15 protein-coding genes are annotated in these 14,132 nt (G+C 45.8%); 10 read left to right on the forward strand and 5 right to left on the reverse strand.

The features are described 5' to 3' along the window. Positions 1-96 precede the first annotated feature (96 nt). The 3 genes from ABS362_RS15200 to dapA all read left to right on the forward strand — a co-directional run bounded on the left by ABS362_RS15200 (position 97) and on the right by dapA (position 2,468). On the forward strand, positions 97-639 hold the full coding sequence (locus ABS362_RS15200) for a toxin-antitoxin system YwqK family antitoxin (protein WP_350413395.1): 543 nt from the start codon (positions 97-99) through the stop codon (positions 637-639). 86 nt (positions 640-725) lie between these two features. Then, the gene (locus ABS362_RS15205; protein ID WP_350413397.1) at positions 726-1,463 is read left to right on the forward strand and encodes a hypothetical protein; all 738 of its coding nucleotides are present in this window, start codon (positions 726-728) and stop codon (positions 1,461-1,463) included. Between the two features lie 135 nt (positions 1,464-1,598). Next, positions 1,599-2,468, forward strand: a complete 870-nt coding sequence (gene dapA / locus ABS362_RS15210) for a 4-hydroxy-tetrahydrodipicolinate synthase (protein WP_350413399.1) — start codon at positions 1,599-1,601, stop codon at positions 2,466-2,468. Positions 2,469-2,540: 72 nt separating this feature from the next. Here dapA and ABS362_RS15215 read toward each other — a convergent pair whose 3' ends face one another. From ABS362_RS15215 to ABS362_RS15225, 3 genes are all read right to left on the reverse strand, one after another. Beyond that, complete coding sequence (locus ABS362_RS15215; protein ID WP_350413400.1) at positions 2,541-3,116, reverse strand: SRPBCC family protein; 576 nt, start codon at positions 3,114-3,116, stop codon at positions 2,541-2,543. Between the two features lie 167 nt (positions 3,117-3,283). Then, the gene (locus ABS362_RS15220) at positions 3,284-3,832 is read right to left on the reverse strand and encodes a hypothetical protein (protein ID WP_350413401.1); all 549 of its coding nucleotides are present in this window, start codon (positions 3,830-3,832) and stop codon (positions 3,284-3,286) included. A 62-nt stretch (positions 3,833-3,894) separates the two neighbouring features. Further along, positions 3,895-4,584 carry a hypothetical protein gene (locus tag ABS362_RS15225; RefSeq protein WP_350413403.1) on the reverse strand — a complete coding sequence of 230 codons (690 nt, stop codon included), beginning with the start codon at positions 4,582-4,584 and terminating at the stop codon, positions 3,895-3,897. Between the two features lie 143 nt (positions 4,585-4,727). Between ABS362_RS15225 and ABS362_RS15230 the strand changes: the two genes are divergently transcribed. From ABS362_RS15230 to ABS362_RS15245, 4 genes are all read left to right on the forward strand, one after another. After that, positions 4,728-5,372, forward strand: coding sequence for a hypothetical protein (locus ABS362_RS15230; RefSeq protein ID WP_350413405.1), 645 nt, complete (start codon positions 4,728-4,730; stop codon positions 5,370-5,372). 45 nt (positions 5,373-5,417) lie between these two features. Next, the gene (locus ABS362_RS15235; RefSeq protein WP_350413407.1) at positions 5,418-5,639 is read left to right on the forward strand and encodes a hypothetical protein; all 222 of its coding nucleotides are present in this window, start codon (positions 5,418-5,420) and stop codon (positions 5,637-5,639) included. 213 nt (positions 5,640-5,852) lie between these two features. Further along, entirely contained in the window at positions 5,853-7,229 is a 1,377-nt protein-coding gene (locus ABS362_RS15240; protein WP_350413408.1) for an NAD(P)/FAD-dependent oxidoreductase, read from the forward strand. A 3-nt stretch (positions 7,230-7,232) separates the two neighbouring features. Then, on the forward strand, positions 7,233-8,564 hold the full coding sequence (locus ABS362_RS15245; protein WP_350413409.1) for a 4Fe-4S binding protein: 1,332 nt from the start codon (positions 7,233-7,235) through the stop codon (positions 8,562-8,564). A 745-nt stretch (positions 8,565-9,309) separates the two neighbouring features. Here the strand turns inward: ABS362_RS15245 and ABS362_RS15250 are convergent. Then, the gene (locus ABS362_RS15250) at positions 9,310-9,555 is read right to left on the reverse strand and encodes a hypothetical protein (protein WP_350413411.1); all 246 of its coding nucleotides are present in this window, start codon (positions 9,553-9,555) and stop codon (positions 9,310-9,312) included. Positions 9,556-9,947: 392 nt separating this feature from the next. On the opposite strand from ABS362_RS15250, the gene ABS362_RS15255 reads away from it, so the two are divergent. Next, complete coding sequence (locus ABS362_RS15255) at positions 9,948-10,643, forward strand: SIR2 family NAD-dependent protein deacylase (RefSeq protein WP_350413412.1); 696 nt, start codon at positions 9,948-9,950, stop codon at positions 10,641-10,643. Position 10,644: 1 nt separating this feature from the next. Here ABS362_RS15255 and ABS362_RS15260 read toward each other — a convergent pair whose 3' ends face one another. Next, positions 10,645-11,703, reverse strand: a complete 1,059-nt coding sequence (locus ABS362_RS15260; protein ID WP_350413414.1) for an o-succinylbenzoate synthase — start codon at positions 11,701-11,703, stop codon at positions 10,645-10,647. A 148-nt stretch (positions 11,704-11,851) separates the two neighbouring features. On the opposite strand from ABS362_RS15260, the gene egtB reads away from it, so the two are divergent. Then, complete coding sequence (gene egtB, locus ABS362_RS15265; RefSeq protein WP_350413416.1) at positions 11,852-13,117, forward strand: ergothioneine biosynthesis protein EgtB; 1,266 nt, start codon at positions 11,852-11,854, stop codon at positions 13,115-13,117. 6 nt (positions 13,118-13,123) lie between these two features. Beyond that, on the forward strand, positions 13,124-14,131 hold the full coding sequence (gene egtD / locus ABS362_RS15270; protein WP_350413418.1) for an L-histidine N(alpha)-methyltransferase: 1,008 nt from the start codon (positions 13,124-13,126) through the stop codon (positions 14,129-14,131). Position 14,132 lies beyond the last annotated feature (1 nt).

The following is a 14,132-nucleotide window of genomic DNA, read 5'->3' on the forward strand; positions in this document are numbered from 1 at the left end:
ATAAAAAAAACGCCCCACAACAACAGCTAAGCGCCAGCATCGGCCGACGGCCTCCGCCGTCTTTTAGCCCAACCGTTAGGCAAAATTTAAGGACTTATGAAAATATTTCTTTTTCTCCTGCTTTGTTACAGCTCTGGATTAGGTAATGAAATAAAGTATAACCTTTATTTGAAGAATCCTTGTTTGAATGAAGTTGAGATTAGCTTTAACTATTATCTGGAAAAAGATGGAAAGCAATATCACATATCCGACTTCAAGACTGGGACTGTACTGCTTCCCAAGAAAGGTCAGTATATTTTGGTCTCTACGGGAACTGGTGACATTCAAAACATTCAACTCAATGAAGAGGTAAATTCAGACACCTTAACGATTCCCCGAATCCAAGAATATTTGGTTACCCATGATAAACACGGCTACATTTTTAGAAATTGTGACAAACCTTCTGATGGACTACAAAAAAGTTATTATTCAGACGGTTCAATTAAACTTATTGGTGAATTCAAAGAAGGATTAGTAGTCGGAGTCTTAAAGGAGTTTTATCATAACGGTAAAATCAAGCAAATATCTAATTATACTAAAGATGGTTTTTTAACTAAAACTACTCGATTTGATGAAAATGGTAAAATTATAAAAGAATAAAAAAAACTGTGCCTAACCAAGCACATGAGCAAAGCTGCGGCTGCGCCTGGTTCACCTCATATACAAGCCGTTAGCACAAATAAAGAATGAATAAAGACGAACAAATTTGGCGAGGCATCTTCTTAGTAGTCCCCGCGATTTTGGGATACAATATGGCAGACGCCATGGCGGCAGATGATAAAATGGAAATACTTTATGCCGCACTTTTTGGCGGTGTTGGGGCATTGGTGGGAGCGGGTATTTATTATTTAGTAAAAGAAAAAGGTAAAGGATTAAAAACTGCCTCAGCAGCTGGGCTTTTCGCTGTTGGCATACTTGCTCTATACTTGGTAACATCACAGCCGACTGACGAGGAGATACTGAAAGGGGAATGGGTAACGCAGACTATTGGTGAAGTGCAGTTCGACAGCCCTGAGAAACTGACTTTGCGGACTTCAGAAATTCCAGAGTCCACAAGGTGGTTCTACAAACAACTAAAGATGTACTCGGACGGAAACAATGACAGACTTACTGCCTTCATGGACTCCAGAATCAAAGCAGACACACTCTCTATAGTGGACGCGTATGCAAGCGCGTTGGAAGGCTTGCTAAAGAAACATAACGTCAGTCCAGAAAGGCTAAAGCTTGAGACTTTCTCATCCGATGAGGAGGAAATCTCGGCGATGTACACTTTTGACCTTAAAGGCGAGAGGGTTAACGGTTACGGGCACATGTTCAAGAAAGGAGAAGTACTGGAATCAATATGGCTCATGCCCATAACAAGAGGCTTCTCAAGAGAATACATCGAGGAGTTTGAAGCAGGTATCTTTCCAAACTATAAATAAAATTAATTGTGCTAACAAGGTACAGCTTTAACCCTTGCTACGCTACGGGCTTCGGCTGCACGAGTAACGTTAAAAACCAAAAAACTTGCACAAACCAATACATAATCAGAACTTCGTAGTTCTTACTTTAAATAGATGATTCAGGAAAGATTAAAAGGTACGGGCGTAGCGTTGGTAACGCCTTTTACAAAAGACCTGGCTGTAGATTATAACGGCCTAAAAAAGCTTCTGGACTTTGTGCTGGATGGCGGCGTAGATTACCTGGTAATTAATGGCACCACTGCCGAGTCGGTTACCACAACTGCCGAAGAGAAAAAGCAGATACTGCAAACTATAAAACAACACGTAAACGGACGCGTGCCGCTGGTTTACGGACTTGGCGGCAATAATACCCAGGAACTGCTGAATAGCTTCGCAACTACCGACCTGAATGGCATTGATGCCATACTTTCGGTGAGCCCATACTATAACAAGCCGTCGCAGCAGGGCATTTACCAGCACTATGTAGCTGTAGCCGAAGCATCGCCTGTGCCGGTTATACTTTACAACGTGCCGGGCCGCACAGGCAGCAACGTAACTGCCGAGACAACTATAAAACTGGCTGCACACCCTAACATTATCGGAATTAAAGAAGCATCAGGTAACCTGGAGCAATGCATGGCCATTGCCAAACACAAACCAGCCGACTTTATGCTGATCTCGGGTGATGATGTACTGACCTTGCCAATGATCTCGATTGGTGCTGTTGGCGTTATCTCGGTTCTGGCAAATGCCTTCCCTGAGAAGTTCAGCAACATGATACGCCTTGGCCTGAACTATGATTTCGCTAAAGCATCACAGCTACTTTACGACTTTATAGACATAAACCCGCTGATGTACGAAGAAGGTAACCCTGTTGGCGTTAAAGCCCTGCTGGAGCGTTTCGGAGTGTGCGAGCCTGCTGTGCGTATGCCATTGGTAGAAGCCTCTGCCGGCCTCCGCGACAGGCTATATAAACTGATCTAACCTATAGTATCAACTATAAAACAGAAAAGCCAGGCGATAAACCTGGCTTTTCTGTTTTATAATGTCATAGTATTAATGTCCATGCCCTGCGTGCGCATCATCCTGAACTACAGGCTGCGCTTCCAGTATCTGCTTCATATTATTCAGGCCGCGCTCGAAATCTGCCCCTACATATTTATCAAGGAACAGAATACCGAAATACTTATCTACCGGGTTCATGCCCAGTTCTGACTCCATTGACCAGGTAATGCGGGTGCCCTTTGCAGTTTCTTCAAAACTATAGTTAGTGTTGGCTTTATTGCTTGGGCCAAATTGCATTTCTGCATCAATGGCTTTATAAGGATCTGTTTTAACGATCTTGAATTCGCCATCGCCTACGTTAGGGTCTTTGCTGAACCAATTGTAGCTCGAGCCTGGTCCGCCATCGGGGCCGCTATATGTTAAGATCATATGCGGGTCAATTTTGTGCCACGGCGACCATTGCTCCCAGTTACGGAGCGTGTTTACCTGCTCAAATGCAGCATTGGCCGGTGCTGCTACTTCTATAGAGCGTTCAACCTTTAATTTAGATGAGATAAGCAACGAGCCGGCAGCCAGCAATAAAACCAGCGCAAGCAGTCCGAATCCGATCCTTTTTAACAATTTCATGGGTGTAGAGTGTTTAGGTGTATAGCCAAATATATTTATACTTATCTGGATATACAATACACGGCAGGCACAATAAAAAAGCCGCAGCATGTGCCGCGGCCTTTTCTCAGATGGAAATTTAATACTAATGTACAGGCATCTATACGTTAAAGTTTCGCTTTGGTAGCTTAGTACCTGTCGTAATCGGTGTAACGGTCATCAGAAGGCCTGTTTGTATAATCGCTGCTTCCGTAACGGTCGTTTCCAAAATCCCTGAACTCGTCTTCGTTGCCATATGATGCATCGTGGCGGTAACCGTGGTTGCCCCGGCTGTCGAAGTTGCGGTACATGTCGCCTTCTTCCGGGTTATCGAAGTTCGGGTTGTAGCCTAAACTATAGTTGTAATGGCGGTGGCGGTTATAGGGTCCTTCCTGCAACGGCATTGGCTTCATGTTCATCAATTCATCTTCTGGGCCGTGCGGCAAACCATAATTTTCGTCGCGCGGCATACCGGAATAGTTGGCAATGTCATACATCTGGTTATAGTAATCTTCGCGGGTTGGCTCGTAATCTCCTCTCCTCCTGTTATCCTGGTTTCGCGGAGAACGGTATTGCTCGCCTTCCTCATGATAATTTCCCCGCTGCCGGTTATAGTTCTGTCCGTAGCGGCTATCATCATACTCACGGCTATAGTTATCCTCAAAGTTTCCGGAATACATATCGTTGTTTCGTCTCATAGCTTTATTGTTTAAAAGGCAGCAAAAACACTTCACTTGCATTTGTGCCGCTGTTTAAAAGATTATTTTCTAGATCTGGTTCTTTTGCCACTCTGCGGCTGGTTCTGGGCCTGTTCTCCTCTCCAGCGGTCTATGTTACTGTAGTAACTGCCTTCGCCGTAGTGGGTTTCGCCTTCGGAGTAGTTACGGCCTGCAAAACCGCCACTATAGTCGTTATCGTAGCGTGGGTCGAAGTGTTCGTATCTTCTGTAAGATTCATAATCTCCCATAGACGCATGGCCTAAATATTCGCCTCTGTCTCCACGGCTTAATTCATGTCCAAAGCGCTCGTCGCGTTCACGGCTCAGGTCACGTGGCTCATTTTGCCGGCCAAAGTCGCTGTAATCTGAATTTCTGTAGTTGGCACGCGGGTCATAGTGGCGGCCGGAATTATAACCATCGTCTTTGGTGTAGCTCATGCCATACATATTATCTTTCCTTTGGCGACGACGCTGGTTGGTAAAATCTTCGCCGGCATATTGTGCCCCACCAACCTGGTAGCGACCTTCGGGAGATGAACCGCGATGATCGTCGTTTGTATTAAATGAGGACCTGTCAAGGAAATCTTCATCATACTCGCCTCTTCCGCGGTTAAAATGAGAGTCAATCCTATAGTTTCCCCGGTCCGAATTGTTACCGTGGTTACCGTGTAGCCAACGTGGTTCTACATCGTTTCGGGTTTCGCTCTGGTCATTTTCTCGTCTGTTTCTCATAGTTGTAGATTAATTTGTTCGTTTAGTTTTACGGCAGGTCAACGGGTTTAGATTAATTAGCTCTACATCCATAGTTATATAAATACCTTAACCATAGGCGTTTTCAGCCGTTATAAATAGTATCACTAAAGAATTAAAATGCTATGGAAGGAAACGATTGGTATAATACAGGATACACTGACTACAGAAATAATTACCGCGGCGATGACCGCCCGATAGACCAGAGCGTGTTCAGGGTAGCCTACCGTTTGGATAATGATAGTCCTTATCACGATGAAACCACTTACGACGGGTTTGACAGGCGCGGCGAACGACACGAAAGCTCCAGAACGTATGATCGCAGACCAGAGTATCAGAGCCGTGAGCAACGCTTTTACTATAACGAAAACCAGCCCCGACGCCGGGATCATGACCGTGACAGGGACCGGAACCGTTTTAACTATGGCAGCCGCAACTCACAGGGCTACTGGCATGATGAAGAAACGCAACAGCCGGAGAGCATGTACCGCTCCAGAAGCGTGTTCGCAAACTTTGAAGGAAACTATGATCCGGACCGTTTCAGAACCCGTGGCCGCGACGAAAGCTATGGCAACATGGCTGGCTCGCTAAGTGTGGGCTATGACGGAGACTGGAACGCAGACTGGGAAGAGCATCGTTACTATAACCCGCTTACTGGCCACAGACGCAGCTATCATGGCAACTATACAAGCCGCCATCCTGAGCCCGGCAACGAGCGTCGCGACCAGGATTATAACAGAAACGAACGAAACAGATACAACCGATTTTAACACCAGGCACTAATGCCTAAACCATAACTGAAAATAAAGAAGACTATGAACGATAAAAATAAGAAGAACCAGGACCAGAATAAACCAGATGGCAAAGGCAACAAAGTGCCTAACATAAACCCGACAGGAAAGAAGGTTGATGTTAACAACGAAAAGATCATGAAAGGCAAAGTTGGCGGTGCGCCATCGCAGAAAAGCGGTAGCCGCGGCAGTGCCGATGTACAGGACGGCGGTTCCGATATAGGCAGCAGCGCCGGCAGTCATTAAGCACACACTACAAACAGAAGGCCGGGACATAGTTCCGGCCTTTTTTTGTTGGCTAAAGGTTCCTCAAACTATAATTTACTACCAAGATGGCGCCAACCCATATAACCTTCCGTAGTTTCTTCTGTTGATCATCAGCCCCCTTACAGCATTTTAAACTATATTTGATCTGAGTAGCAGTATTACAACTATAAACCTAAACCGGAAATAAAGTACATGCAGCAAAATAATCATGTGGTAGTGATCGGGAACGGAATAGCCGGAATTACGCTGGCGCAGCGACTTCGTGCCCATTCTGATTGCCGCATTACTGTTATTTCTGCTGAAGCTCCAACGCACTTTTCACGCCCGGCATTGATGTATGTGTACATGGGCCACATGCGCTACCAGGACATTATACCTTACCCCGACTGGTATTACGAAGAACAAAAAATTGAGCAGTTGCAGGATTCTGTAGAGTCCGTAGATTTTGAAACGAAGACCCTGAAACTGCAAAGATCCCAACCGATAACATACGACCAGCTTGTATTGGCTACCGGATCTTCGGCGGTATACTATAACTGGCCGGGATTACAGCTAAAAGGCGTGCAGGCGCTTATAAGCCTGCAGGACCTTGAACTGATGCAGCAGACGACGAAAGGTATTAAACAAACAGTTATAGTTGGCGGCGGACTGATAGGAATAGAGATGGCCGAAATGCTGCAGAGCAAGGGCATAAACGTAACTATACTGGTCCGGGAAAATCTTTACTGGCGTAGTAACCTGCCTGAGCAGGAAGCTAAACTGGTAACGAAACACATCCTGGACTGCGGTATAGAATTGCAACTACAGGATGAATTGGCTGAGATACTTGGTGACGAAACCGGTAAGGTCAGAGCCGTTAAGACTAAAAGTGGTAAAGAGATTCCATGCCAGTTTGTAGGTATAGCTACGGGGGTTAAACCATGCATAGATTTTATAAAACCAACTGGTATTGAAACAGATAAAGGAGTTCTTATAAACCATTACTTCGAGACAAGCATAAAGAACGTTTACGCCATCGGGGATTGTGCCCAGTTTAAAGATCCGGCTCCCGGCGAGCCTGCATTGGAGCAACTCTGGTACACCGGCCGGCAACACGGCGAATCCCTGGCAGCCATACTCACAGGTAACCGGGAACCATATACCCGCGGCCCCTGGTTTAATTCCGCCAAGTTCCTGAACATCGAATACCAGACCTATGGTTTTGTTCCACGCAACTGGGACGAGCAACACTATAGTTCGCTTTACTGGGAACACCCGGTTAAGACCAAAGCCATGCGTTTACTTTATGAGCGAGAGAGCGGCAAACTGATGGGTGTGAACCTGCTCGGCATCCGCTTCCGCCACGACCTGTGCCATTACTGGCTGAAAGAGAACTATACCATACACCAGGTAATGGAGCAGCTGCCAGCCGTAAACTTCGATTCAGAATTTTTCCAGCGGTACGAGCCCGAACTTTTAAAACAGTATTACCAGCAGTTCCCGGAAAAACAGGCCCCGGTAAAACAGCATAGTTGGTGGAACCTTCGTCAGCGCTTATCCCTCTTTGCAGAAACACCCGACAACTGTTAAAGTATGCACAAAACTCCTACCAATAACTTATATAATTACTTTAAATACATTGGCTATACACTATTGGCCATCAGCACACTATGCTTGCTTGTTACTTTAATTGGTGGAGCTAATATTGATGCTGTTACCTGGGGATTAAGTGGATTAGGTCTGCTAACTACAGGCAGCCTGATAACTATAGTTTGCTCCCGTTTACCCAAACATGTATCGCATCAGAACAACGGACTCTGGCAACAGGATGCTACGTCACGCGGTATGTCAGCCTGGGTGTTAGGCATCGTACTTACCGGCTTTTACATCCTGCTTTACTGGTTTCCGGATACGCTGCATGGACTTATAGTTGCCGTAGAGCCACTCAGCCAGGGACTGCGAAATAAACCTTCAGACCAGTGGTTCCTGTATGGCACATTCTATACATTGGCGGTTATAGTGATGGGCGTGTACGCCCTGCTTAAATACCGGAACAATCCCTATCACCTGATCCGGACCTGTTCGGTCATCTTCTTCCAGTTGGGTTTCGCCTTTCTGTTGCCCGGCCTGTTACTGGCCTTTAACCAACCCGAATTCTACTTCAGTTATTTCTGGCCGCTTAAATATGATTACCTTTTTCCGGGTACTGTTGGCTACCTGGTTGATAATGGGCAGGCGCTGGGTGTATTTATGGTGTTCTGGGGTGCTGTGTTCACTTTTCTGGCAACACCTGTACTAACTTACTTTTATGGCAAACGCTGGTACTGTTCGTGGGTATGTGGCTGCGGTGGACTCGCCGAAACCGCCGGCGACCCCTACCGCCACCTCTCCGACAAAAGCAAAAAAGCCTGGCAATGGGAAGTCGCTATCATCTATCCTATTCTTGGCTTTGTGATCGTCACTACTATTCTGCTTTGGGTCAATTCCTGGTCAGGCGGTACTTTACTTGGAGACTTGTCAGGTGGTTTTTCAAGGAGTTACGGTTTCTTTATCGGTTCCCTGTTTTCAGGTGTAGTGGGCGTAGGTTTCTACCCGATCCTGGGTAACCGAGTGTGGTGCCGTTTTGGCTGCCCGATGGCCGCGTATTTAGGCCTTCTGCAAAAACATCTTTCGCGCTTCCGTATCACGACCAACGGCGGCCAATGTATTTCCTGCGGCAACTGCTCTACTTACTGCGAAATGGGCATTGATGTTCGGTGGTACGCCCAGCAAGGTAAGCCCATCATCCGCTCGTCGTGTGTGGGATGCGGAGTTTGTGCCCATGTTTGCCCCAGAGGCGTTTTAAAACTTGAGAATGGTCCGAGAGATGGACGGTATGATGGATCTACACTTATCCAAAGAGATTCTTTAAAGATCTTATCGTAACTGTCATTCTGAACGTCAGCCGAAGGATCTTATGTGTCTTATAGTTACTTCTTGTCATTTCGAACAGCGTGAGAAATCTGAGTTCTATAGTTGTAAACCCTGCTCTTCGCACCAAGCTATAGTTTCAAACCCCTTCCAATCCAGGGAGCTTTACTTATCTATCGTTTCAATCAGGCTTTGGTGCCCTCACGGCCGGGAGGCCCCGTCTTCGGGCATCGCGCTGTGCGAATCTCTTTTGCTCGTTCCTCGCAATGCCTTTCGGCACCAGATATTCACAAGGCGCTCAACCCAAAGACTGTGAAGTTTCGCATCATAACCGCCTATTAATAGTTTGAACGGTAAGCTTCGAGCTTTATCGTGGCTATAGTTCCGTAGGGACAGGTCGCGACCTGTCCGCTCGATAGGCTGTAACTATAGAACTAAAAAGTAAACTATAGGAATAGCAGAAACTGTCCCCTTGAGGGGACTATAGGGGTGTTAAATCACCAACTATAAAACCATAAATTAAACTGTAGCAAAGGCAGAAAAACTCCCCGCCTTAGACTACCGAGAACGAGAGTTCGAAGGTAGCGAGCATAGCTCAGAGGGGCTGGAGGTGGTTGGACCACGTTAACTATACAACTACACTTACCAACCAAATACCCTTTACCACAAAAAAAGCGACAGCTTTTGGGCTGTCGCTTTGATGTCTTTTATAAAACTAACTTGTAGAGTTAACTATGTGCGTGGTAACTAAAAGCTTCTGTTATTGTAATTCTTCCTGCTCCATGTATTCCCACATGGCATCTTCGTTGGCACCTGTCTTTGCAGCATAGATCAGCATGGTAGTATAAACACCTATCAGCAAAAAGCTAAGCGGTATAGAAAACACGAATGATACGACCAGGGTCTTAACCGGATCTGCTTTCGATTTCATCTTCGTTGATGCGTACCAGAAGAACAGAACATTAAAAACACCAGACAGGGCAACAAAATTAATGAGGTCTAACATTGGCTAAAAGTTAAGTTTATACTGATTGAACCAAGAAGTATGCCAGTCTAAACCTGCCTTTTGCAAGTATAATTCCAACATAGCAAAACTTCTTTCAGGGCTTAAAATCACTTTGAATAATTTAATTTTTCTCGGAAGATGTACTGCAATTTAAAAGGCTGTATTTTAAAACGCAAGTATTCATATTAAAATAATTACAAACATTAGCAACAAACTATATTACAAAACAGCTATATCTTAAGTGTTTACAATTCACTCAATTCACTGCTTAAAGGTATAATACATAATAATCCATCTGCGTAAAATCAACTCTTTAAATACAGCCGTATAGTTTACAGCAGGTTTTTATAATTATTTTTGACTGAGAATAACCGTAGTATAATTTTATTTGAATGAAGAAGAAACTGGTTGTACTTACAGGAGCTGGCATCAGTGCCGAAAGCGGAATTGCTACGTTCAGGGATGCGGACGGACTTTGGGAAGGGCACGATGTGATGGAAGTTGCCACACCACAGGGCTGGCGCAAAAACCCGGAACTGGTACTGGAGTTCTATAATCAGCGTCGTAAAAATGCCCATACTGTTAAGCCCAACCAAGGCCACACCATACTTGCCGACCTTGAAGAACACTTTGATGTGCACATTATAACCCAGAATGTAGATGACCTGCACGAGCGGGCCGGCTCAACCAATGTACTGCACCTGCATGGAAAATTGTTTGAAAGCCGAAGCACGCTGGATGAAAAGCTGGTTTATAAGATAGAAGGCTGGCAACTGAACAAAGGCGACAAATGCGAACGTGGCTCACAGCTGCGTCCGAACATTGTCTGGTTTGGTGAGCCTGTGCCGATGATGGAAAATGCCGTACAGGAAACGCTACAGGCTGATATTTTCCTGGTAGTAGGTACATCGCTGGTCGTTTACCCGGCTGCTGGCCTGGTGGACCTGGTACCGGAAGATGTGCCTGTTATAGTGGTAGACCCCAAATTGCCTACCGTAAGGAAACGCCCGAACCTGCTCCTTCTGGAAGACAAAGCCAGCACCGGCATGGAAAAAGTAAAGCAACTGCTGCTGGAGAAATATCTATAGTTTATAGCTTGCCCCACTCCTGCAGCATGCTGTACCATAGTTTGCCTTGTTCTATCTGTAACGGCGATGCAATGTTATTATGGTATAGTTGCCCGGTTCCCAGCCCCTGCGGCATAGTAATATTATAGTTTGCTGTAAAATGGCTTATCGCATTCAACCCGATATTCGATTCCAGAGCCGAGGTAATCCACCAGCCTATGTTACTCTTTTCTGCTAACTCAATCCAGGTAGCGCTAGCTTTCAGGCCACCTACCAGTGTTGGTTTTAAGATGATGTATTGTGGGTTTATCGTATCCAGCAGTTCAGTTTGTTTATCAGCCAACTGCACACCAATTAGTTCTTCATCCAGGGCAATTGGTACAGGTGTGTAGGCACATAGTTCCGCCATCGCTTTCCACTGTCCTTGTTTTATAGGTTGCTCTATACTATGGATGTTAAATTTTGCCAGTCGTTCCAGTTTCTTAAAAGCTTGGTCAGGGGCAAAAGCGCCGTTGGCATCTACGCGTATCGTTAATTCGCTTTCTGAGGCGGTTTCGCGTATGCTTTGCAGTATTTCCAGTTCGGTCGTAAAGTCAAGTCCGCCAATTTTAAGTTTCAGGCAACTATAGCCCTGAGCCAGTTTTTGTGTGATCTGCTGTTGCATAAACTCCTTATCCCCCATCCAAACCAGTCCGTTTATAGAGATACCTGCTTCACCATTGCTGAATGCGTTTTTGTAGATCAACCGCTTTCCGCCGTTTTGAAGATCCTGCAATGCAGTTTCGAGCGCAAAAAGTAAGGCCGGCCATTCCTGTAATTCCAGCATATCCATGTCTAACGTATCGGCTTTCCCTGAATTTATAGTCTGGCAAACTTCTGAAAGCTTCTGCTCTATATCCGGCCGGTGATCGATGCTTAAGCCGGCCAGTGGTGCGCATTCACCAATACCAATTATAGTTGGGTCAGCAGCATCCCAAAGTTTAATATAAAAAACCTGGTGCTGCGAAATAGCGCCTCTCGATGTGCGGGCATCAAACTTAAAATCAAGCGTATAAGGAATATAAGTACATTGTAGAGCCATGGTCCTGCTACTGAATTGTCATGCAAATTAAATCAAAGCAGCCTTAATAAACGTAAGTACCGCCATAACAATAAGAGATCGCGTTGGTTTTCTTAATAGTCAGTCACTTACCGGCCACGAAATTAACCTGATATAACACGCTTAAACTATGAAAACCCTCGCTACTAATTTAACGGATACTGCAACCCGGCTTCAGAAGATTAGATCCCAGACAGAATTTATCTGTAAACCGCTGGAGCCTGAAGATACCGTAGTACAGCCGATGGTTGATGTGAGTCCGCCCAAGTGGCACATGGCCCATACCACCTGGTTTTTCGAAGAGTTTGTGCTGAAGCCTTACCTGCCAAATTATACAGTTTTTCACCCGAGCTATAGTTACCTGTTCAACTCATACTACAATAGCGTCGGTAACCGGGTACAACGCGCTGAACGCAGCACCTTAACCCGTCCGCCACTTCGCGATGTCTATAGTTATCGCAACCATGTAAATGAACACCTGGCAAAACTCCTGGAGAACCCGGATGATCGTTTTCTGAGCGAAATGATGCCGGTGCTGGAACTTGGCCTGCAACACGAACAACAACACCAGGAACTGCTTCTTACCGACATAAAATACATCCTCAGCACAAACCCCTTATTGCCTGTTTATACGCCTGCTAAAACCAGCGGAAAAACGGAACATGTACCGGCCACTTTCCTGGATGTGCCGGGAGGAATTTACAAAATAGGTTACCAGGGCAATGGCTTCTGCTTCGATAATGAACTGGGTGTGCACGAGGTACTGATTCACGATTTACAGGTAATGAACAGGCTGGTGACCAACGGCGAATACCTGGAATTTATGGAATCTGGAGGCTATAAAGATTTCAGATTCTGGTTAGATGAAGGCTTTACCTTAGCTAAAACATCAAACTGGGAATCACCACTTTACTGGATGAAACAGGATAACAAATGGTTCCGCTATAGTTTGCACGGACCTGAAGAACTTGACCTGAACAAGCCGGTTACGCACATCAGTTTTTACGAAGCCAGTGCCTACGCCAACTGGGCCGGCAAACAATTGTTAACCGAGTTTGAATGGGAAGCGGCTTCGCAGGCGTATCCACCACAGCAGGGCAATTTCTCGGACTCCGGCATATTCGAACCAACAGCTGTTAAGACCGATCAAAGTAACATGCTGCAACTATACGGCGATGCCTGGGAATGGACCTATAGTGCCTACCATCCGTACCCGGGTTTCTCAACAGCACCTGGCGCTTTGGGCGAGTACAACGGCAAATTCATGATTAACCAGATGGTGCTCCGCGGTGGCTCCTGCGCTACACCTGCAGATCATATCCGAACTACATACCGAAACTTTTTTCACCCTGACAAACGCTGGCAGTTTACCGGAATCAGGCTGGCAAACAAATAAAACTACATGAAAGATAACCTCACCACTTTGCAGATAACAGATCTGAGCACACCTGAATCGGGTACAAGCGCCAGGGCAAGATTTGCAGCAGACGTAAAAAAAGGACTGAGCCAGCACGACAAACAGCTATCGTCGCGGTATTTTTATGATGGCGAAGGCAGCCGCCTGTTCCAGAAGATCATGCATGTGCCCGAATACTACCTTACCAGTAGCGAACACGATGTATTTACCACACACCGGCAGACTATAGCCCGGCAAATGGCATCACAGGGAGACTTCCATCTGATAGACCTGGGCGCCGGCGATGCCACCAAGACCAGGATCATCCTGGAAGAACTGCTGGAGCAAAATGCTGCATTCGACTATGTGCCGGTTGATATTTCAGGTGATGCCATGGCCGAACTTTGTGAGAATTTACAGCAGGCTTTACCAGAGTTACATTCACACGCAGTAGTAGGTGATTATTTTGATGCCCTCGATTGGCTGGATGAGCACAAGCCTGGTCGGAGGGTTTTACTATTCCTGGGGTCTAATATCGGTAATTTTAACCCTGAAGAGCGACAGTCTTTTTTGCAAAAAGTGCGATCTCACATGAGATCTGGTGATATGCTGTTAGTGGGCATGGACCTTTGCAAAGAACCGGAAACTATACTCCGGGCTTACGACGATGCCGCAGGCGTGACGGCTGCTTTTAACTTGAACCTGTTGCACCGTATTAACCGCGAACTTGGTGGCAATTTTATAGTTGAGCAGTTCAAACATTTTGCTCTTTACAACCCCCAGAAAGGCGTTATGAAAAGCTTTATCATCAGCCAGCAAGACCAGGAAGTAACGGTACAGGCCACTGGCCAAACCTTTCAATTTAAAGCCTGGGAAGCAATCCATACCGAAAATTCCTACAAATTTACCTTAGCGCTTGCTGAAACAATAGGCCAGGAAAATGGATTTGAAGTGAAGCAGGTATTTCAGGATAAAAACCAGTATTTTGCCGACGTTTTATACGCCGTAACCTAAT

Source organism: Pontibacter populi, assembly GCF_040278685.1.
GTDB classification, from domain to species: Bacteria; Bacteroidota; Bacteroidia; order Cytophagales; family Hymenobacteraceae; genus Pontibacter; species Pontibacter populi.

Coding starts and splice junctions, on each gene's coding strand:
- ABS362_RS15215 (WP_350413400.1), bottom strand. CDS start 3,116: ATGAAATTGTTAAAAAGGATCGGATTCGGACTGCTTGCGCTGGTTTTA.
- ABS362_RS15200 (WP_350413395.1), top strand. CDS start 97: ATGAAAATATTTCTTTTTCTCCTGCTTTGTTACAGCTCTGGATTAGGT.
- ABS362_RS15255 (WP_350413412.1), top strand. CDS start 9,948: ATGAAGAAGAAACTGGTTGTACTTACAGGAGCTGGCATCAGTGCCGAA.
- ABS362_RS15240 (WP_350413408.1), top strand. CDS start 5,853: ATGCAGCAAAATAATCATGTGGTAGTGATCGGGAACGGAATAGCCGGA.
- ABS362_RS15250 (WP_350413411.1), bottom strand. CDS start 9,555: ATGTTAGACCTCATTAATTTTGTTGCCCTGTCTGGTGTTTTTAATGTT.
- ABS362_RS15260 (WP_350413414.1), bottom strand. CDS start 11,703: ATGGCTCTACAATGTACTTATATTCCTTATACGCTTGATTTTAAGTTT.
- ABS362_RS15235 (WP_350413407.1), top strand. CDS start 5,418: ATGAACGATAAAAATAAGAAGAACCAGGACCAGAATAAACCAGATGGC.
- ABS362_RS15230 (WP_350413405.1), top strand. CDS start 4,728: ATGGAAGGAAACGATTGGTATAATACAGGATACACTGACTACAGAAAT.
- egtB (WP_350413416.1), top strand. CDS start 11,852: ATGAAAACCCTCGCTACTAATTTAACGGATACTGCAACCCGGCTTCAG.
- ABS362_RS15220 (WP_350413401.1), bottom strand. CDS start 3,832: ATGAGACGAAACAACGATATGTATTCCGGAAACTTTGAGGATAACTAT.
- ABS362_RS15245 (WP_350413409.1), top strand. CDS start 7,233: ATGCACAAAACTCCTACCAATAACTTATATAATTACTTTAAATACATT.
- ABS362_RS15205 (WP_350413397.1), top strand. CDS start 726: ATGAATAAAGACGAACAAATTTGGCGAGGCATCTTCTTAGTAGTCCCC.
- egtD (WP_350413418.1), top strand. CDS start 13,124: ATGAAAGATAACCTCACCACTTTGCAGATAACAGATCTGAGCACACCT.
- ABS362_RS15225 (WP_350413403.1), bottom strand. CDS start 4,584: ATGAGAAACAGACGAGAAAATGACCAGAGCGAAACCCGAAACGATGTA.
- dapA (WP_350413399.1), top strand. CDS start 1,599: ATGATTCAGGAAAGATTAAAAGGTACGGGCGTAGCGTTGGTAACGCCT.